The organism is Rhizobium sp. 10N427 (assembly GCF_056394605.1).
This window is the reverse complement of sequence record NZ_JBFTID010000014.1, coordinates 70,336-89,180: the sequence shown is the minus strand read 5'-3', so window position 1 is coordinate 89,180 and position 18,845 is coordinate 70,336. Positions and strand designations below refer to the sequence as shown.

General features: G+C 59.3%; 15 protein-coding genes and 1 tRNA gene. 6 read left to right on the top strand and 10 right to left on the bottom strand.

The genetic code is table 11. The features are described 5' to 3' along the window. Nucleotides 1-2 precede the first annotated feature (2 nt). The 3 genes from AC1DIJ_RS24265 to AC1DIJ_RS24255 form a co-directional block, all read right to left on the bottom strand. Nucleotides 3-2,426 carry a type I secretion system permease/ATPase gene (locus tag AC1DIJ_RS24265; RefSeq protein ID WP_112387987.1) on the bottom strand — a complete coding sequence of 808 codons (2,424 nt, stop codon included), beginning with the start codon at nucleotides 2,424-2,426 and terminating at the stop codon, nucleotides 3-5. Nucleotides 2,427-2,450: 24 nt separating this feature from the next. Further along, a complete protein-coding gene (locus AC1DIJ_RS24260) occupies nucleotides 2,451-4,523 on the bottom strand; it encodes a hypothetical protein (protein ID WP_112387988.1) in 2,073 nt (690 codons plus the stop codon). A 140-nt stretch (nucleotides 4,524-4,663) separates the two neighbouring features. Further along, a complete protein-coding gene (locus AC1DIJ_RS24255) occupies nucleotides 4,664-5,704 on the bottom strand; it encodes a fibrinogen-binding protein (RefSeq protein WP_112387989.1) in 1,041 nt (346 codons plus the stop codon). 860 nt (nucleotides 5,705-6,564) lie between these two features. Between AC1DIJ_RS24255 and AC1DIJ_RS24250 the strand changes: the two genes are divergently transcribed. Next, a complete protein-coding gene (locus AC1DIJ_RS24250; RefSeq protein WP_112387990.1) occupies nucleotides 6,565-7,332 on the top strand; it encodes a helix-turn-helix transcriptional regulator in 768 nt (255 codons plus the stop codon). A gap of 278 nt (nucleotides 7,333-7,610) precedes the next feature. On the opposite strand, the gene AC1DIJ_RS24245 is transcribed toward AC1DIJ_RS24250, so the two are convergent. Together AC1DIJ_RS24245 and AC1DIJ_RS24240 are read right to left on the bottom strand one after the other, a co-directional pair. Next, on the bottom strand, nucleotides 7,611-7,754 hold the full coding sequence (locus AC1DIJ_RS24245; RefSeq protein ID WP_074061123.1) for a DUF1127 domain-containing protein: 144 nt from the start codon (nucleotides 7,752-7,754) through the stop codon (nucleotides 7,611-7,613). A gap of 295 nt (nucleotides 7,755-8,049) precedes the next feature. Continuing rightward, a complete protein-coding gene (locus AC1DIJ_RS24240; protein ID WP_112387991.1) occupies nucleotides 8,050-8,196 on the bottom strand; it encodes a DUF1127 domain-containing protein in 147 nt (48 codons plus the stop codon). 853 nt (nucleotides 8,197-9,049) lie between these two features. Between AC1DIJ_RS24240 and AC1DIJ_RS24235 the strand changes: the two genes are divergently transcribed. From AC1DIJ_RS24235 to AC1DIJ_RS24215, 5 genes are all read left to right on the top strand, one after another. Next, nucleotides 9,050-10,153: a DUF2157 domain-containing protein gene (locus AC1DIJ_RS24235; protein ID WP_112387992.1), complete on the top strand. Its 1,104-nt coding sequence runs from the start codon at nucleotides 9,050-9,052 to the stop codon at nucleotides 10,151-10,153. Next, nucleotides 10,150-10,740 (top strand): GDYXXLXY domain-containing protein, encoded by a 591-nt coding sequence (locus AC1DIJ_RS24230; RefSeq protein WP_112387993.1) that lies wholly within the window; start codon nucleotides 10,150-10,152, stop codon nucleotides 10,738-10,740. Before AC1DIJ_RS24235 ends, AC1DIJ_RS24230 begins: the two co-directional genes overlap by 4 nt. A gap of 153 nt (nucleotides 10,741-10,893) precedes the next feature. Then, a tRNA-Leu gene (locus AC1DIJ_RS24225) sits at nucleotides 10,894-10,978 on the top strand. 177 nt (nucleotides 10,979-11,155) lie between these two features. After that, entirely contained in the window at nucleotides 11,156-12,634 is a 1,479-nt protein-coding gene (gene tig / locus AC1DIJ_RS24220; protein WP_112387994.1) for a trigger factor, read from the top strand. A 180-nt stretch (nucleotides 12,635-12,814) separates the two neighbouring features. Further along, entirely contained in the window at nucleotides 12,815-13,342 is a 528-nt protein-coding gene (locus AC1DIJ_RS24215; RefSeq protein ID WP_477831646.1) for a PAS domain-containing protein, read from the top strand. A gap of 22 nt (nucleotides 13,343-13,364) precedes the next feature. Here the strand turns inward: AC1DIJ_RS24215 and sthA are convergent, their stop codons facing one another. The 5 genes from sthA to AC1DIJ_RS24190 all read right to left on the bottom strand — a co-directional run bounded on the left by sthA (nucleotide 13,365) and on the right by AC1DIJ_RS24190 (nucleotide 18,645). Then, nucleotides 13,365-14,771, bottom strand: a complete 1,407-nt coding sequence (sthA, locus tag AC1DIJ_RS24210) for a Si-specific NAD(P)(+) transhydrogenase (protein ID WP_112387995.1) — start codon at nucleotides 14,769-14,771, stop codon at nucleotides 13,365-13,367. Nucleotides 14,772-14,871: 100 nt separating this feature from the next. After that, nucleotides 14,872-15,462 carry a dual specificity protein phosphatase family protein gene (locus AC1DIJ_RS24205; RefSeq protein ID WP_112387996.1) on the bottom strand — a complete coding sequence of 197 codons (591 nt, stop codon included), beginning with the start codon at nucleotides 15,460-15,462 and terminating at the stop codon, nucleotides 14,872-14,874. Between the two features lie 93 nt (nucleotides 15,463-15,555). Further along, entirely contained in the window at nucleotides 15,556-16,383 is an 828-nt protein-coding gene (radC, locus tag AC1DIJ_RS24200; RefSeq protein ID WP_112387997.1) for a RadC family protein, read from the bottom strand. Nucleotides 16,384-16,390: 7 nt separating this feature from the next. Beyond that, nucleotides 16,391-17,227, bottom strand: coding sequence for a type I methionyl aminopeptidase (map, locus tag AC1DIJ_RS24195; RefSeq protein WP_112387998.1), 837 nt, complete (start codon nucleotides 17,225-17,227; stop codon nucleotides 16,391-16,393). 158 nt (nucleotides 17,228-17,385) lie between these two features. Then, nucleotides 17,386-18,645, bottom strand: a complete 1,260-nt coding sequence (locus AC1DIJ_RS24190; RefSeq protein WP_112387999.1) for a DUF2778 domain-containing protein — start codon at nucleotides 18,643-18,645, stop codon at nucleotides 17,386-17,388. Nucleotides 18,646-18,845 lie beyond the last annotated feature (200 nt).

Here is an 18,845-nt window from a genome sequence, read left to right as displayed (position 1 = left end):
ATTTAACCTTCGATACGCGGCTGGGGACGATTGTTATTGTTGTTGCCCTGGATGGCTTGCAGCACTTCCATACGCTCGCCGAACATCCCGACCGAGCCATCCTTGAGCAGAAGGATCTTGTCTACGCACTGCAGCAGGGCAGGGCGTTGCGTGATGGTGACGGTGGTAATGCCCTGCTTCTTGGCATGGATCAGCGCGCGGGCAAGAGCTGCCTCACCCTGAGTGTCGAGGTTCGAGTTGGGCTCGTCGAGCACCACGAATTTCGGGCTGCCGAAGAAGGCGCGGGCTAGCGCGATACGCTGCTTCTGGCCGCCGGAGAGCGGCGCGCCATCGGCAGCGACGACCGTCTCGTAGCCCTGCGGGAAGCTGGCGATCAGCTCATGAACGTCGGCAAGYACGGCTGCTTCGTAGATCTGATGATCCTCGACATCGTCGCGCATGCGGCAGATGTTGGCCTTGATCGTGCCCGGAAAGAGCTGCACGTCCTGCGGCAGATAGCCGATGCTTTCGCCGAACTGCCGCTGATCCCAGTTGCGCAGGTCCATGAGGTCGAGGCGCACGTTGCCCGAGGTCGGCAGGATTGAGCCAACAAGCATCTTGCCGAGCGTCGTCTTGCCGGAACCCGAATTGCCGATGACAGCAAGGGATTCGCCCTTCTTCAACGAGAAGGAGATGCCGTTGAGGATGACCTTCTTCTGAGGTGGCGGAACGAAGAGGATGCGCTCGACGTCGAGGCGTCCTTCCGGATTGGGCAGGCGCAGGCGCGGGAAGTTCAGCGGCGAATTGATCAGCAGCTGTTTGATGCGGCCATAGGCGGCGGCAGAGCGGTTGAACTGATGCCAGCCTTCAATCGCGCCCTCGATCGGCGCCAGCGCGCGTCCGGAGACGATCGAAGCGGCTATCACCATGCCGCCCGTCAGCTCGCCCGACAGCGAAAGATGTGCGCCCCAGCCAAGCAGCGCCACCTGCGTGATCATCCGGCAGGCCTTCGAAATGCCTGAAAAGATGATGTTGCGGTCCTGGGCGGCGACATGGCTTTTCAGCGATCCCGCCGTTTCCCGGCCCCACATCTTCACGGCTTCCGGGATCATCGCCAGTGCATTGATGATCTGCGAATTGCGGGCCATCGAGTCGAGATGGAAATTCGCCCGGCTGAGATAGCCATTGGCTTCGGCGAACGGGCGGGCCGTGAAGCGCTGGTTGAGGTAGGCGATGAAGAACAGCACCGCGCAGCAGACCATGATGATGATGCCGAGATGCGGGTGGACGAGATAGACCACGACGATGAACAGCGGCATCAGCGGTGCATCGAGGAAGGCGATCAGCGTGCCCGACGTGATGAATCCGCGCAGCTGCTGCAGATCCTGCAGGATCTGATAGTCCTTGCCGGTTCCGTGCAGCGAGGCGCGGGCCGCAGCACTGAGGATCGGCGCGCCGAGCTGCACTTCGAGCTCGACGGCCGTGCGCATCAGGATGAAGCGGCGAATGGAATCGAGAAATGCCTGGATCAGCACCGCGCCGAGCACGGCGATGGTCAGCATGACGAGCGTGTCGATCGACCGGCTGGTCAGCACGCGGTCGGAGATCTGGAAGAGATAGAGCGGGATCGCCAATAGCAGCACGTTGATCGCAATGGTGAAGGCCATGACGATCACCATATTGCGGCGGATCGCGGCAATGCCCTTGGCAAGGCTGGCAGCAAAATTCACCGGTTCGCTGCGCTTGTGGAAATTGGCGCCGTTTCCGCCGCCTCCGCCACCGCCGCCACCGGAATCGGTGTCCTTGCCGTTTCCGCCGCCGCCAGTCTTCAGCCGGCGTTCGTTGTCCTGCAGCGGACCGGTATCGCCTTCGATGGTCTTGCCGAAGGGAATGGCGGCAGGGCTCTGTTTCAGTTCCGGCGCGGCCTCGGGTATGGCAATGGGAATTTCCGGGCTCTCAGGCGTCCGGCGCGCGATCGGCTCGTCCTGAACCGGTGCCGTTCTCTCCATGACGGGAGCAATGGGTTCTGCAGCAGCGGAGTTCGGTTCTGCGGGCGCGATGATTTCAGGCTCCGGAGCGGGCGCTTCGGCGACAAGCTCGATCGCGGGCTCCGCGGTCTTGGCCTCAACCTCGGCCGTTGCTTCGACGACGGTGTCGGCTTCTGCATCGATGACCACGGAGGGCTCGGCCGCAGCGGCCGCTGGCGGAACCTCGGCAATATCTTCGGACGCAGCGGCACGGAACGCCGCATCGTCGCGCGCGGCGGATTCTGCCTGTGCCGCAGCCCTTGCGGCAGCACGCTTCGCCGTTAGCTGGCGAAGGTTCGCCACCGCATCGTCGATCGCCGACATGCACTCGTCGGTCATGTCCTCGTCGAAGGCACTGCCGCGGCGGCCAAGTCCCAAAGTCCGGCTTCCGGTGAAGGTGTTCTTTGGAATGTGATTCATGGGAGCGTTTCCCTCTACTCAAAACTATGCAGTGACGCCTTGCATCACGTCCGGGTGAGTAAGCGTCCATGAAAGATCGTGGCCGCCGTTGATTGTGGCGTCCTCGGAGCCTGCGTGATGCGTTGCGTCATCGCCGAGAAATGCGATGACCTCATTTGCAAGTGGCGCGGATTGCGGCTGGGAGGTGTCGTGTTCGACGAGGCCGCTCTGGATCAGGATGGCATCCGAGTAGAGCTGTCCGCCGAGATAGGTCGTGTGGCCGAACGTGTCGTAATCCAGGATCTGCGCGATATTGACGACAGCGTTGCTGCCGGTATCGACATGGATCGTGGCATTCTGGTTGTTCTGGGCGATCGCCGAGATCGCGTGGGTGACGTCGTCGGAATCGCCGAGCAGGCTGACCTGCTTGATGACGTTGACGTCGTAGAGATTGCCGGTGATGTAGAGGACGTTGAGCCCGGCCTGGCCTGCGAAATTGGCGTCATGCGCCAGCCCCGACGGCATCGATGCGTCACGCTCCTCGATCGCTTTCTGCGTCTGCACCATATAGTCGGGCATCGCCTGGAAACGGTCGTTGGCGCCGACATTGTGGATTTCGGCCAGGTTCCAGATCAGGTTGTTGCCTGACTGGATGGTCGCCCCCGGGGCGCCCGGTTCGCCGCGCGCCCAATCGTTGTCATAGAGGACGGCGATCTGCGAAATGACGTTCATGTCGAGGACGTTGCCGCCAACGATCACCAGATCATATTGCATGCCGATGCCGAACATCGACGCGAAATTCACGGATGCATTGCCGCCCGTCAGCACGGTTGCTTCCGTGCCGGTGGCGGTAATCGTCATCGTGTCGTTGTCGTTGATGAAGTGATACTGCTCGATCCAGTTGACGAAGGACACGTCGCCATCGACGACGCTGACGCGCCAGGCGGTCGGGAAAATCGGGTCGTGACCTGTATCGGCTGAAGTCGCGTGTTGAGAGCCGCCATCGTCATAGACGCTGCGCTGGAAGCTCGCGATGTTCTTGGCAACAGTCGCGGCGCTTCCCGAGGTGTCGAACATGCTGTCGATATGGTCATGGTCGCTGTAGACGTAACTCTGCGAGATCGCGTCGATCTGATGGTAGTTGCCCATCACCGCGGTCACCGAGGATATGACGGCGGTATCGGTGATGGCGACGATATTGGCGAGCACATTGGCGCCGGCGGCCACGTCGAGGCTGTTGAGCGGTCCGCCATGCTGCTCGATCGGCAGGTCGGTCTTGCCTGTCTCGGGATCTTCCGGCGGCTTCGCGATGCCTCTGTCAGGCATGTAGTCGTCGAGAACGGGCGCTGCATCGGCGACCTTGCCGTTGATGTAGATTGCACCCGTCAGCTCTGTGCCGCCGATGTCGTGGCCCGCATCGACATAGCTATAAGTCTGCCCGCTCGTATCGGTGTCGTCGCTGCCATAAGTCTGCAGCTCGCCGCCAGGGCCGGGTGTTCCCGAGTCGAGGACCGAGTTGACATAGGTATGAATGTTGTCGGCAATCGTCTTCAGCGCATCGGCGCTGTCAGTGCGATCGAGACTGATGAACGGTGACGCAGCTTCGGCCTTTTCCTGGAGATAGAGCAGTTGCGCGGTGACGAAGCTCGTATCCCGGAATTCGGCATCGCGGTCCGTCATGTTCAGATAGTCGTCGTCGTAGAGGATGTTCACCTGCGCGACATGCGCGACCATCGAGCCAGGTCCTTGAAAGACCTGCAGCTCCGGATCTTCACCCGGCATGCTGAAGCTCGGAATATAATGGAGGCCGCCGAAGTCGCGATGCGCGAGATCGGAAAGCTTCGCCAGACTCTCTTCGAAGGCGTGCCCATAAAAGCGCGGATGGGCGAAATTGATGTCGTAGGCCAACGAGCGGTACGGTGCGCTCGGGTCGAAGTCCTTCAGTTGCAGATCCGATGAAAACGCCGCCGCCCGGATTTCGTCCTCGGGCTGGATGGCGACGTCCTCATTCGGGCGTGCCCCTTCCGCATATACATTGCGTGCTCTCGCCTCTTCGACCGCCGTATCGAATAGACCGATGAAGTGCGCAATGATTTCGGAAATCTTCTCGCTATGCATGATGGCCCCTCCCGTTTGACACGGTGTCCGGCCTGATCTGCAGCATATCCGCCCTTGGATACTCTCGTGTGCTGCGTTTCAAGCCGCCAAACTGCACCGGCGCGAACGCCGGTGCAGCAGGTCTTGGACGTTGCTTGAGGTTACGCGGCACCGCCGTCGTGCGAGTCCTGGCCCGTGGTATGCGAGTCATGTCCGATCGCATCGAACGTGTTGCTGAGCATATTCGCGCCCTGCACGAGTTCCATGTGGATACCCGAATTCGCAAGGATCGCAGATGCGTCCGCAACGCTCGAACCGTTGACGTCGTCGCCTGCGCCGCCGGTCCAGCCGCCATGATGGCTGAGGTCCATACCGTCAGCACCATGTGCGTTACCGCCATCCACCGACAGTTTGTTGTCGGCGTTGGAAGCATCCATCTTCATGCCCCAGGACGTGTCCTGGTCCGCCAGGTGGTTTGCCTGGATGGCACTGAAGGCGTTGCCGTTGTTGAAGGCACCGTTCAGGATGTTGTCGATATCGAGCGTAAAGGAGAAGTTGTCGCCGAGATTGAAGTTGACGTCGTTGCCGGCCACTCCAAGATTATCGAAGTCCTTGACGTCGTGAATGGTCGCGAAGTCGGTATCGGTCTTGTTGAAGCTGTCGGCAGTGTTCGTCGTGTCGTTGTCGGTCTTGTTGAAGCTGTCAGCCGTATTGAAGCTGTCCGATGTCGTGGTTGTCTTGACGTCGGTATCGGTGACCGTCTTGATGTCGGTGTCGGTCTTCGTGTTGATATCGTTGTCGCTGTACGACTTGCTGTCGTAGCTCCAGTCATAGTCCGACTTCACATTGGTATCAGCGTCGTTGATGTTAGTATTGGTCGTCGTATTCGTGGTCTTGCTGTCGTAGTCCCAATCGTAGCTGTTGTCGCGATTGTTGCCGTTCAGCAGGTCGAGCGTCGCATCGACGGTGATATCCGAGCTGTTGTCGCTATGATCACTGTTGTCGCTGTTATCGCTGTTATCACTGTTGTCGGTATTGGTCGTGTTGTCACGATTGTCACCATTAGCGAGGCCGCCAATATAAGCGGTGGAATTATCCGAAGTGTCCGGATCATTGATTGCGGTATTGCCCAGGAAGCCGTCTGCAAGCGCACCGATGTTATTGGTCTCGGTGTCGCCGCCCGGCTGATAATTCTGGCTCATTTCGCTTCCTCCAAAGGAATTCGGAGCAGTGTGCGAAATCCCTCTCATCTCAAATGGGATTTTACTCGCGCTTACTCCGATACTGATTACTCATATGCAGATGTATGCATTACCTGGTCATCTGCGGTTCAATTCCGGTTTGTTGACCAAACCTGATGTATTGGATTGCGCGTAACTCAGTACAAGGACGCACAGATCTAGCTCCGCAATCATGTGATTGAAGACTTCATGCTTTCAGTTGTTTGAGTTGCCCCAATGGAAAAGCAGAGATATCGCAGTCGCGAGGGGATATTCCGCGTTTCCGGTGCCGCAATTGAGCGACAATACGACTTTGACCGAGAAGAACCGAGCTTCCTAGATACCAATTCGGGCTAGCGCGTTGGAACTCACTGTGGCTCGCCCGGACTGATCAAGGCGTTTCAAGATGACCTCTGTTCGCTGGCAATGAAACCGCATGCAGCCACCCCCATTTGCGGGCAATTGGGCCGCTTCGTTTCGCTCCACCTCTAAGTCAAAAGTCTTGCATAAGTAACATTCCGGTTAATTGGCGCTGTCCAAAAGAGTGAAAAAGACGACGCACCTACTATTGGTTCGAAAATACCATAAAGGACCAAAAATAACCGACTATATACCCCATAAGTTATCTAGGATGGGGTGGATACAACCAGAACAATAGGAAATGTCATTGTATATTTACAAAAACTAACCCGTTTGGGCCATTTCCTTCAATGGAACTTCGTATTACCATAATTAAGAAATGGCTAACTAATGAAGACGGGAATTACGAGGGGTGCCCGTCCGGGCCGCCCGGAAGTATCACTCAAAGCATTTGTAACGTGTAACGCTATGGGGAGGCGTAAATGTTCATGACTGCGTCGAAGACTGGTGATGCCGATCAGAGCCGAAAGTTCGGTCCCGCCGGGGACACAATACTTGTCATTGCGAATGCCGACTTGTTCTCCGAATGCCTCGTCGAGGCGCTGGCGAAGAAGTTTCCGAGTTGCGAAGTCATCAGCAGGGGCTATTCCAAGGCCATGCTGCAGAATGATGCCAACGATGCCACGCTGGTTCTCTTCTACCACATTACCGGAACGGAGCTCAGCGATGCTCTGGCGACTGTCAGGGAAAATCACCCCGCGACATCGATCGGTCTCGTCGTCGAAGCGATCGACATGATGGAGCCCTATATCAACCGGCTCGTCGAGGCCCGCGTCATCGATGGCGTCCTGCCGCTCAATCTAAGGCTCGATGTGTTCATGGCAGCTGTCGATCTTCTGATGAAGGGTGGCGAGCATTTCCCGTCGGCACTGCTGAACCGCCTGACCAACCAGGCGCCCGAGCGCTCGCTTTACGAAGCACGCTCCGTTGCGGTGGCCGGGGCAGGGGCGATGCGGCTGAGACAGGGCGATATGTCGTCCCTGACGACGCGCGAGGTGCAGATCCTTGATCTGATCTGCAAGGGCACGCAGAACAAGATCATTGCCGATGAACTCCATCTGTCGGAGAACACGGTCAAGGTTCACGTCCGCAACATCTACAAGAAGATGAATGTGCGCAATCGCACCGAAGCAGCCTCGCGGTTCTTCAGCAGCGAAGCGAACAATCCGACGGGAAGATGGCGGAACTGATTACCGGTCAATATGATCAATGAGCAGGCCGCGCGAAACAGCGCGGCTTCTCCAGCCGGTGGCGTTACAGACGTCGATGCGCTGATGCGCGTGTCCGCAGCCAGGCAAACCGCAAACCGCGCATAATTCTCAATCACAAAGAATCTGATGAATCCGCGTTCGTTTGAACGGGCGGCGGTTCAACGGTGAGCACCGGCGACTTGCCGGCTTGGGAACAGGCCTGAAAACGAAAACGGCGCCTAACGGCGCCGTTTTGGGTGTATCACATTCGCCGCTGATTAGCGGAACGAACGGGATGCAATGTTACGGATCTCGTAGCGGCTGATGCCGATATCGGAGAGGGTCTGGTTGGACAGGTTGCCGAGTTCGTTAAGCGTACGGCGGTAGCTAATCCAGCTCTTTGCAATGCGGATCGGGTTCATTGTCTTCATCCTTAGAAGTGTCTCGCGGCCGGCGTCATCGCCGTCTCTGCGCTTGGACATTCATATAGTGGATCTCTGTCATATTGTGCAGTGCAAAGAAAAGGCATCTGCTATGCGTTTGTGCAATGATCTGCCCGCGAAATGCGCAGGTGTGATTTTTTGAGCGCTAAAAGTGAAGCCTTTTTGGCTGCAACTCTTACGAAAGTGTAAATTTCAGGCAAAAGAAAACGCCCGTTGCGTGAGCACCGGGCGTTTTGAGAAGGAGATCAGCTTGGGAGGACGCTGATCGCCTGAATTAGCGGGCAGCTGCCTCGCGAGCGACGCGATGGATTTCCGACCGGTCGATGCCGAGGTCGTGCAATTCGCGGTTGCTCATGCGGCCGAGTTCGCTAACGGTCTGACGGTACTTGCGCCAGTTGTTGAAAGAGCGGGTAATGTTCATTTTGATCCCCTTTCCGAGTGTTCGCATCTGCCAGCTGCAGCCTATCCGCGCTGGCTTTCATTTGATGGGCTGAATATATGCTGCGCCGCAAAGAACGAATAGAGACAAGATTTCAAGTCACCTATGCGCTTTGCGCAGGTCTGGCGCCGTGAATTGCATGATTTTGCCGCTTTCTGGTCAATGAATAGGCAGAATGATATTCCCCAGCGTGCCTATTGCCGGTGGTCCGGCGCCAGCTGCGGCTGAGAGTGTTTTTCGAGCGCGCAAAGGGGGAGACCGGATGCCCGGAGTAGGCGCCGCCGCAGCAGCGCTCAACATTTCCGGCTTACGGCAGGATATGTATCTATAGCTTCTCGCGCGCCGCCGGCTCCGTCCGCAGACATCAAGCGGCATATATGCATTCCGGCTGATTTAATCGTTTAACCACCCGTTAAACAAAACGCCCACCGGGGGAGGATCCGGTGGGCGTCATGTAGGTGACTGACAACTGGGAGGAGAAGTGTTGTCAGTCTATCGGAGTGCGCTGGGAGGAGGAGTGCGCATCTCCGAATTCTTTATACGGACATCATATCCGCAGGCTTCCGGTTAACCGGGCCGGGCTGCCACGCCCGCGCTTCTTGATGATCTAAATAGTATGACTAATGATTATTTTGCAGTGCAATATTTTCATAGTGGCTATGCGCATCGTGCATGCCTTTCTACAATGACCATATATTAGAACATTGGCGTTAACTGTCGGTTAAGAAGAGCCCCAAGTTCATGCAGGGCGTTTCTTGCATTTCGAGCGCGGGATTGCCTAACCGGATCACCGGCGATAACGCTAGCGGATGCCATCACGGGGGCGGAGGCTGATATGTATCGAGGCAGGTTGGAGCGTGATCTTTCGGTGTGGGTCGGCAAGGGATTAATCCCCGAGGCGACTGCCGAACTGCTGCTCGGGGAATATGACAGCCGTCCGGCGAGCTTCAGTCTCGGCCGCGTCTTGATGGTACTGGCCGCTGTCCTGCTGGGTGCGGCCCTGCTGCTGCTCGTCGCGTCCAACTGGGAGGCCATTCCACGGCTGGTGCGCGCCGGCGCGATCCTGGCCGTGATCTGGATGGCCTATCTCGGCGCTGCCGCGCTGTTTGCCCGCGGCGCCATCGCCGCAGGCAATGCGCTGCTTGTCGTCGGCGTCCTCAGCTTCGGCGGGGCCATATCGCTGATCGGGCAGATGTATCATCTGTCCGGCGACGAGCAGACGGTCATGTATCTCTGGTTCGCCATCGCTGCCATTTCGGCCGCGCTCTTCCGCTCGGGCCCGGCAACGGCAATCGCGGGCTTTCTCTCCTGGGCGTCCTTTGGTGTCTATCTCAGCAATTACGACACCCGCTGGGTCGGTGCCGGCGCCTGGGCGCCGCTGGCAATGAGCGTCGTCCTCATTGCGCTGGTTCGCTATACCGACGCTGGCCGGTCACGCCACCTTGCCTACTTCCTGGTGGTCGGCTGGCTGGCATGGCTTTATACCTTGCACGACGATTTCTGGCTGGCCGCAGCGTATGTGGTCTGCGGTCTCGCGGTGTTCCTGGCCGTCAGCCTGCCGCCACTACGCAATTCCGCCTTCATCAAGGCCGCGGGGGCTGCACCGGCCTTCTACGCATTCCTGATCGCCACCGTCGGTTTACTGCTGCTCAATATAGAACTTCAGAAAGGCGGCGCGCTTGTCGTTCTCAGCCTTATCACGCTCGCGATCGCCGTATTGGCAATCGCGCTGCAGGGCCGGGATAACGGCGCCGTTCGCTATCTAGCCTATCTGATGTTTGCCGCCGACGTCCTTTATCTCGCATCGGAAACGGTCGGCTCGATCCTTGGCACATCCAGTCTCTTCCTTCTCTCCGGCGTCTTCGTCGCTCTAGTCGCCTGGCTGGTGATCCGGCTGGAACGGCGCTTCGGTGGAAAAAAGGCGGAGGTGGCCCAATGAGCGCGATCATCTTGAGCCGCAATCCGGCAAGGCGTTATATGGTGGCGGCGCTTGTCGCTGCCGGTCTGCAGACCGCGGTACTCGGCTATATCATAGAGAGCCGTGCTGCGATCCTGCGCAGCGGCGCGGAGGTCGTCCTCAAGACTGCGCCCGTCGATCCGCGCGACTTCCTGCGCGGCGATTATGTCGTCCTGAACTACGACATCTCCTCCGTGCCGGTCAGCAGCGTCAAGGGCGGGCTTCCGTCGGCCGCCGGCGAACAGGTGCTATGGGTGCGGTTGAAGCCGCAGGCCGATGGCTTCTGGAACGTCGCCGAATCGTCATTCTCTGCGCTGCCGGAAGAGGGCGGCAGTGTGGTTATCAGAAGCCAGCCTTTCTATAGTTATGGTCCGGCCGGCGGCGACAGCATGCGCGTCGAGTATGGCATCGAGCGCTACTATGTTCCCGAGGGCGAGGGCAAGCCACTTGAGGAGGCCCGGCAGGATGGTCAGGTCTCGGTTGCGGCCCGTGTTTCGGCCGATGGAACGGCGCAGATCAGGAGCCTTCTCGTCGATGGGAAGGCAGCCTATGAGGAGCCGCTTTACTGATTGGAGGAGAGGCCTGTGGATTGCCGCTCGCCGGGCGGTTGATCGCTGTCATCGGGCCTTCATTTTTCCTTTGCCTCTACCAAATCGGGTGATATAGAGACGCCGCGCTCCGGAAGGCCTCATGCGCAGGCATATGCATGCGGTTTTGCGAACGCGGGTATGGTGAAATTGGTAGACACGCCAGATTTAGGTTCTGGTGCCGCAAGGCGTGGGAGTTCAAGTCTCTCTACCCGCACCAAAGCTGGCTTGCAGGCGGGATATCCCGATTACCCGGCAGGATGGCGCCGTCCCCCTTAACGGCGGGATGTATTGGAATTTGAAGAACAAAGCCACGCGCGGCCAAATTGTCCGGCGTCGTGCTCATCGAAACGAAGGCGTCTGGGCACGGCCGCCAACGAAATGAAGGTAGGAAGACATGCAGGTTATCGAAACGCTCGCTGAAGGGCTGAAGCGCGAAATCAAGGTCGTTATCCCGGCCAAGGACATGGAAAGCAAGCTGAACGAGCGTCTTGCCGACGTAAAGGACAAGGTCCGTATCAACGGCTTCCGTCCGGGCAAGGTACCGCCTGCTCACCTCAAGAAGGTCTACGGCAAGTCGATCATGGCCGACCTCGTCAACGAGATCGTCCGCGAACAGCCGACCCAGATCCTTTCCAGCCGTGGCGAAAAGTCGGCTACCCAGCCGGAAATCGCCATGACCGAGGACAAGGACGAAGCCGAGAAGATCCTCGCCGCTGAGAAGGACTTCGAATTCACGCTGTCCTACGAAGTCCTGCCACCGATCGAACTGAAGTCCACCAAGGGCATCAAGATCACCCGCGAAGTCGTCGATATCTCCGACGACGAAGTCAACGAACAGGTCCTGAAGGTTGCCGAGAGCGCCCGCTCTTACGAAACCAAGAAGGGCAAGGCTGCTGACGGCGACCGCATCACCATGGACTACGTCGGCAAGGTCGACGGCGTTGCCTTCGACGGCGGCACCGATCAGGGCGCCGAACTGGTTCTCGGCTCCGGCCGTTTCATCCCGGGCTTCGAAGAACAGCTCGTCGGCACCAAGGCTGGCGACGAAAAGACCATCACCGTGACGTTCCCGGCCGATTATCCGGCCAAGAACCTCGCTGGCGCTGAAGCCACCTTCGACGTCACCGTCAAGGACGTTGCCGCTCCGGGCGAAACCGAAATCAACGACGAACTGGCCAAGAAGCTCGGCCTCGAATCGGCTGACCGCCTGCGCGAAATCGTCCGCGGCCAGATCGAATCGCAGTACGGCTCGCTGACCCGCCAGAAGGTCAAGCGTCAGATCCTCGACCAGCTCGACGAGATGTACAAGTTCGATACGCCGAAGTCGCTTGTTGACGCTGAGTACAACGGCATCTGGAGCCAGGTGAACAACGACCTCGCACAGTCGGGCCGCTCGTTCGAAGACGAAGGCACGACCGAAGACAAGGCGCAGGAAGAGTACAAGACGCTCGCTGAACGCCGCGTCCGCCTCGGCCTCGTTCTCTCCGAAATCGGCGAAAAGGCCGGCGTCGAAGTATCCGAAGACGAAATGCAGCGTGCGATCTACGAACAGCTGCGCCAGTATCCGGGCCAGGAAAAGCAGATCCTCGAGTTCTTCCGCAGCCAGCCGGGTGCAGCCGCTTCGATCCGCGCTCCGATCTTCGAAGAGAAGGTCATCGACCATCTGCTGACCGAAATCGACGTCACTGACAAGAAGGTCACCAAGGAAGAGCTGCTCGCCGACGAAGAAGGCGAAGGCTCCGACAAGGACGCCAAGAAGGCCGCCCCGAAGAAGAAGGCAGCTGCCAAGGCTGAAGCTTCCGAAGGCGAAGAAGCCGCTCCGAAGAAGAAGGCTGCTCCGAAGAAGAAGGCTTCCGAAGGCGACGCTGAATAATCGGCTGATCCCTTATGGATTTTCGAAGGCCTCGCCGCTTGCGGCGGGGCCTTTTCGTTTGTCATCGAGCGTCCTGACTCCGAGGCTGTGAAGAAGTTTCATATTTGCTAATCAGTGCCTTGCAGTGTGAATCTGATCCTTTACACTTCTGGATTGCGACGATGTGCAAAGGGGAAAATCTTGGCCTTCCAGAACAGCGCCATTGAGTCCGAACAGGCCGATTGGCAGGCGGCAGAGTCCGGCTTTTTCACCTGGGATATCGTGGCGAACCTGCTCTATGCCGATGGTGCGGTTGCTGAGCTTTTCGGCCTTGATTACGTCAAGACCGAGCACGGCCTGCCGCTGGATATCTATATCGAGCGCATTCATCCGGAAGACCGCGCGAATGTGGCTGCGGCCATCCACGAATCGATCGCGACAGGCGAGCCGGAGCAGCAGAGCTACCGGACGCGCCAGGCAGACGGTCGCTACAGCTATGTGATGGTCTTTGGCCGCTGCTTCCGCGACAAGGCGGGCATCCCGTCGCTCTATGCCGGCATCATTTGTCCGGTGTCCGATGAGCCGATGCTGACCAAGCCATTGGTGAAATACTGCCTCGCGGCCTACGATATCGCCGTTCGCGAAGGTAACCACGCCGTTGCCAAGCACCTGCAGGCGGCGCTTGGCGAACTCGACTGGATGAAACCAGATGGTTTGCTGGCGAACTGAGCCGGCTTAGCCGGGAAGCGCTCTAAAGCTCCGACTTGATATCGCCCATGCGGTTCCAGGCGTCGAGGCCCGCAATCTTGTAGGCCTCGGCAAGCGTCGGATAGTTGAAGGTGTTCTCGACGAAATATTCGACGGTACCCTTCAGGTTCAGCACGGCCTGGCCGATATGAACGAGCTCGGTGGCGCCTTCGCCGACGATATGGACGCCGAGCAGGCGCCGCGTCTTCAGCGAGAAGATCAGCTTCAAAAGGCCGGTATCGAGGCCCATGATATGGCCGCGCGAGGTCTCGCGGAAACGGGCGATACCGCATTCATAGGGAATGCCGCGTTCCTTCATCTCTTCCTCAGTCAGGCCGCAGGTGGAGATTTCAGGGACGGCATAGATGCCGTAGGGGAAGTATTTCGGCGGCTCCTTGGCAACGGCACCGACGGCGACGCGTGCCGCGATGCGGCCCTGTTCCATCGAGGTCGAGGCAAGGCTCGGAAAGCCGACGACGTCGCCGGCGGCATAGATGTTCGGTACCGAGGTCTGGAAGGTTTCCGGATTGACCTTCAGGCGGCCGCGATTGTCGGCTTCGAGGCCGATGGCCGGCAGGTTGAGCGTATCGGTAGCGCCCATGCGTCCGGCGGCAAAGAGCACCATGTCGGTGACCAAGTGGCGGCCATTGTCGAGTGTCAGCTGCACCTTGCCATTGTCGAGCTTCTCCACCTTGTCGGCCTTCTGGCCGAGCAGCAGTTTCATGTTGCGGTCACGCAGCTGATAGGTGAAGTCCTCGATGATTTCCTTGTCGATGAAGTCGAGCATCGTCGATTTCGGATCGATGACGGTCACGGCGGTGTCGAGTGCGCTGAAGATCGTCGCATATTCGATACCGATGACACCGGCGCCGATGACGACCATCGAGCGCGGCAGTTCCTCGATATCGAGCAGCTCGTCGCTGTCGATGATTGCCTTGCCGTCGAAGGGCATGTAATCGGGCCGGAACGGCTTGGTGCCGACGGCAAGCAGCACGCTTGCGGCAGAAACCTGGATCGTCTCGCCATCATCCTTGACGACCTGCAACGTCGCGGCGTCGATGAAACTCGCCTTGCCGCGCATATGCTGCACGCGATTGCGGGCGAACTGGTGCTCCAGCACTTCAACTTCATGATCAAGGGTGATCAGCAGGCGGCGGCGAAGGTCCTCTGCGCTGATCTGGTCCTTGACGCGATAGGCCCGGCCGTAAAAGCCGCGTTCCCGCCAGCCGGAGAGATTGAGCGCCGTTTCGCGCAAGGTCTTGGACGGGATCGTGCCGGTATGAACGGAGACGCCGCCCACCCGCTTGCCCTGTTCGATGACCAGAACCTTCTTGCCGAGCTTGGCTGCCTGAATGGCGCCACGGCGGCCTGCGGGGCCGCTGCCCACAACAACGAGATCGTACTGGAACATGGCTCAGCCCCGGCTGGAAGAGGAATCAAATATTGCGCCGCAAAATGTCGCGCATTCACCGGTAGCTGGTCAATGTTACAGATGGTTTAAGGCGCTGGTATCAAGAATTACCGAAGCCAAGCAGGGGTTCCATCTTCTCGAAGGTAATATCCATCGGGAAAGCATGCGAAAACGAGTAGGGGATATGGCCGTAAAGTAGCGACAGCTGGCCCTCCGCGACCTTTTCACTCTTGCCGGCGATGGCAGCGAGATAGAGCGCCGAGGCAAGCCCGGTGCGATCTGCGCCTGCCTGGCAATGGATCAGGAGCGGCTTCGGCGCGTCGCGCATGATGGCGATCAGCTGCAGAGCCTGTTCAGGCGTCAGTTCCTTTGAGGAATTCATGCGGAAGTCGATATGCTTGATCCCAAGTGCATTCGATTGGGCGATCTCGCTGTCGTACCAGCTCTTGCTGCCGTTCTCGCCCCTTAGATTGAGGATCGTTTTGATGCCGTAGCTGCCTTCCAGCCGGGCGATCGCCGAGGCGGAAGGCTGCGAGGAACGATAGACTTCCCCGGGCACGACGGCGTGGAAATTGTTCGTCGCCAACAGATGGACATAGTAGCCGCCAATCAGCAGCACGAGCATGCCGGTGAGGCTGAGGATGCGTTTGGCGATCGGGGAAATGGTCAGGCGCGGAAATCTCAGTGTCATCGAATCTCAAGCTCGGGTCGCGCTGCGAGAAGAGCAGCATGCGCTCTTTGCGAGCCGAAGCTGACAGACACCTGAAGGAAACTGTGACTGTAGCTAGATTAGCCTGAGGCCTTTAAGGCTGGCATGGCCGTCCTTGCCGATGATGATGTGGTCGTGAACTGTTATGCCGAGCGGCTTTGCCGTATCGATGATCATTTTCGTCATGTCGATATCGGCGCGCGAAGGCGTCGGGTCGCCGGAGGGATGGTTGTGAACCAAGATCAGCGCGGTTGCCGAAAGCTCCAGCGCGCGCTTCACCACTTCACGCGGATAGACAGGCGTGTGATCGACCGTGCCGCGCCCCTGCACCTCGTCGGCGATCAGCGCGTTGCGTTTGTCGAGGAAGAGAATGCGAAACTGCTCACGGGTTTCGTGCGCCATCGCCGCATGGCAATACTGGATCACCGACGACCAGGAACCGAGCACTTGCTTGTTGCGCAACTCGCTCTTCAGCGTGCGTTGCGCCACCGCGGCGATCAGCTTGAGATCCAGTGCCACCGTCTCGCCGATGCCCTTGACCTCCTGCAGCAGCCCGGCCGGCGCGCCGAAGACGGCGGCGAGCGTGCCGAAGCGGTCGAGCAGGGCCTTGGCGATCGGCTTGGTGTCGCGCCGCGGGATCAGGCGGAAAAGCAGAAGCTCCAGGATTTCGTAATCGGCCAGCGCCCCGTCGCCATTTTCGCGGAAGCGGTTTCGTAGCCGCTCGCGGTGGCCGTGATAATGTTGCTCTCCGCCAAGGGCAGGCGGTGCTGAAGCCGCTTTCGCCATCGAGGGTTTTGCGGGCTGCTCGGCAAAGAAAAGGCGCTCGTCGATATCCGGTTCGCCAACAGGCAAATCGTCGAAAGGCAGCTCGTCATCGGAAGTCAGAACCGGGCCTTTCGCCATCTTCGTTTCACCCGTTGAGCGGCGCGAGCCCCGGACGGTCGAGACCACCGGGCGACAGCGTGAAGATCTCGCATCCGCTGGCGGTGACGCCGACGGTGTGTTCGTATTGTGCCGAGAGCGAGCGGTCGCGGGTGACTGCCGTCCAGCCGTCGGCGAGAACCTTCACATGCGGACGCCCGAGATTGATCATCGGCTCGATGGTGAAGATCATGCCTTCCCGCAATTCCGGCCCTTCGTTGGCGCGGCCGTAATGCAGGATATTCGGCGAATCGTGGAACAGGCCGCCGACGCCGTGGCCGCAGAAATCGCGCACGACGGAGCAGCGTTCGGCCTCGGCATAGGTCTGGATCGCTTCGCCGATCGCGCCGGTGCGGGCGCCCGGACGCACGGCGCCAATTCCGCGCATCAGTGATTCATGGGTGACCTCGAGAAGCCGTTCGGCCGCGCGCTTCAGCTGACCGACCGGATACATGCGGCTCGAATCGCCGTGCCAGCCGTCGACCACATAGGTGACGTCGATATTGACGATGTCGCCATCGCGCAGCGGCTTTGAATCTGGAATGCCGTGGCAGACGACATGGTTGATCGAGGTGCAAGTCGATTTCGTGTAGCCGCGATAGTTCAGTGTCGCCGGATAGGCGCCATTGTCCATGCCGAATTCGAAGACGAAACGGTCGATCGCATCGGTCGCAAGCCCCGGCTTGACGATCGCCGCCAGCTCGTCGAGACAGCGGGCGGTCACCTGGCACGCCTTGCGCATACCCTCGAAAGCCTCGGGGCCATAGAGCCTGATTGCGCCGGTATTTTTCGGCGGCGCCGATGCGGCTTCGATATAATTCACCATTGCAGGGCCTTAGCGGAAATTGTCCTTGTCGTACATAATGCAGCTATGCCGGGTTCGTCCATGCCGATCAATGGGCCTGTCGCGATTTGTGCCAGCATTGCGCCGATGAGGCGGCCAGCTGCCTGGGCCGCCTCATCGATCAAATGCAGATACTGGACTTAGGATTGTTTGGAGAAGAGCGATGCCAGCGTCGATTTGGGCGAGGAACCCGTCGAGCCGCCGGTATATTTCGGCACGACGACGAGCTGTTTGACTTCGCCACGCTTGAACGCGGCCAGGAAGCGCTTGTAGTCCCTGAACGATACACAGCCGTTGGAATCGCCGCGCTTGCCGAGCATGTAGGTGTGGGCAAGCAGCCCGACGCGGTCATGAATGGCGCCTGGGCCGCCGACGGGATGCAGGCGGATTGCCTCGACGCCGTGGAACAGGGCTTCGCGCATCTGCAGATTATAGGTGTGCGGCGGCGTCGGGCCGCGCATCTTCTGGCTGACATAGCGCGGGTTGTCGCGCATTGCGCCAAGGCCGGAATGGGCTTCGAGGCGCTCGCCGTTCGGCATGTACACCGTGCCGGCGGAAATGTCGTAGATCGCAATGCCGTTGCGGGCGACTGGGGCAAGCGCCGTCCGGCCGATCTTCGGCATGTCGCCGTCATCGTCGTCCTGATCCACCTTGGCATAGGCGAGTGCGGCGACCGGTGCATCGGCAGCAGGCTTCGGCCGGTTCGGGCGTGCCATCGGCAGCGGCACGTCGCCGCTTTCCGACAGAACGAGGCCGAACGGTGCGTCAGACACGACGCTCTCGGCAAGGGCGGTTTCGACGGCCGGTGCAGCGGCGGCTACCGGCTTCTGTTGCGGCAGTGCTTCTGCAGCTGCCATGGTCGGCGCCGGTTGCGGCGCCTTGACCGTAGCTACCTGGACTGGCGCGGGGAGGGAGGCCGGAACCGTGACGGCAGAAAATGCCGCAGCGCCTGCGATCGTTTCCGCCTGCTGCTTCAGGGCCGAGGCAATTTCACTGCCGTTGTTGCGCATGGCAAGCGCCGAGAGCCCCCGGCGCTGCATCAGCGCCACCATGTCCTTGGAGGATTTCGACTGCACTTCTGCCGTCATGCGATCGGACACGGTGATCTGGCCGGGCAGCCGGGAAAATTTGCCGATGTGGACGAGCGTATGGGCAGCCGCCGCGTTATGATGCACGGGCGCCATCGGTGCGATGGCAATGTCCGCAAACAGCCGCTTGTCTTCGCGTTCCGGCATGGCCGACGAGTGCATCGTTGCGACCGATGCGAGCGCCCATGTCGATACAGCGGCCCCAAGGCCGATGGCAGCGATGACCGGAACGAGCCGGAGGAGCTTTGCCGAGCCAAAAATCGCCCAGCCGAAAGGGTTGACGCTTTCACACGTCTCGACAGCAAACGCCATATTACTCGGTTTCCAAACGCGTCACTCTACCGGCAGCTTACGCAGGACGCTTTCGCCGGAGCCGATAATGAAGCAAGAGGGCCTAATTGAGGCATCCCGCACATAATCAACTGCCTGGAACTATGCGGGATTATGGTTTCCAATTTCTTTATAAGCATGAAGGACCGCCCAAAAAAAGATTCTGGTTCGGTTCTTTTGGC

Coding starts and splice junctions, on each gene's coding strand:
- AC1DIJ_RS24260 (WP_112387988.1), bottom strand. CDS start 4,523: ATGCATAGCGAGAAGATTTCCGAAATCATTGCGCACTTCATCGGTCTA.
- AC1DIJ_RS24255 (WP_112387989.1), bottom strand. CDS start 5,704: ATGAGCCAGAATTATCAGCCGGGCGGCGACACCGAGACCAATAACATC.
- AC1DIJ_RS24250 (WP_112387990.1), top strand. CDS start 6,565: ATGTTCATGACTGCGTCGAAGACTGGTGATGCCGATCAGAGCCGAAAG.
- AC1DIJ_RS24245 (WP_074061123.1), bottom strand. CDS start 7,754: ATGAACCCGATCCGCATTGCAAAGAGCTGGATTAGCTACCGCCGTACG.
- AC1DIJ_RS24240 (WP_112387991.1), bottom strand. CDS start 8,196: ATGAACATTACCCGCTCTTTCAACAACTGGCGCAAGTACCGTCAGACC.
- AC1DIJ_RS24235 (WP_112387992.1), top strand. CDS start 9,050: ATGTATCGAGGCAGGTTGGAGCGTGATCTTTCGGTGTGGGTCGGCAAG.
- AC1DIJ_RS24230 (WP_112387993.1), top strand. CDS start 10,150: ATGAGCGCGATCATCTTGAGCCGCAATCCGGCAAGGCGTTATATGGTG.
- tig (WP_112387994.1), top strand. CDS start 11,156: ATGCAGGTTATCGAAACGCTCGCTGAAGGGCTGAAGCGCGAAATCAAG.
- sthA (WP_112387995.1), bottom strand. CDS start 14,771: ATGTTCCAGTACGATCTCGTTGTTGTGGGCAGCGGCCCCGCAGGCCGC.
- AC1DIJ_RS24205 (WP_112387996.1), bottom strand. CDS start 15,462: ATGACACTGAGATTTCCGCGCCTGACCATTTCCCCGATCGCCAAACGC.
- radC (WP_112387997.1), bottom strand. CDS start 16,383: ATGGCGAAAGGCCCGGTTCTGACTTCCGATGACGAGCTGCCTTTCGAC.
- map (WP_112387998.1), bottom strand. CDS start 17,227: ATGGTGAATTATATCGAAGCCGCATCGGCGCCGCCGAAAAATACCGGC.
- AC1DIJ_RS24190 (WP_112387999.1), bottom strand. CDS start 18,645: ATGGCGTTTGCTGTCGAGACGTGTGAAAGCGTCAACCCTTTCGGCTGG.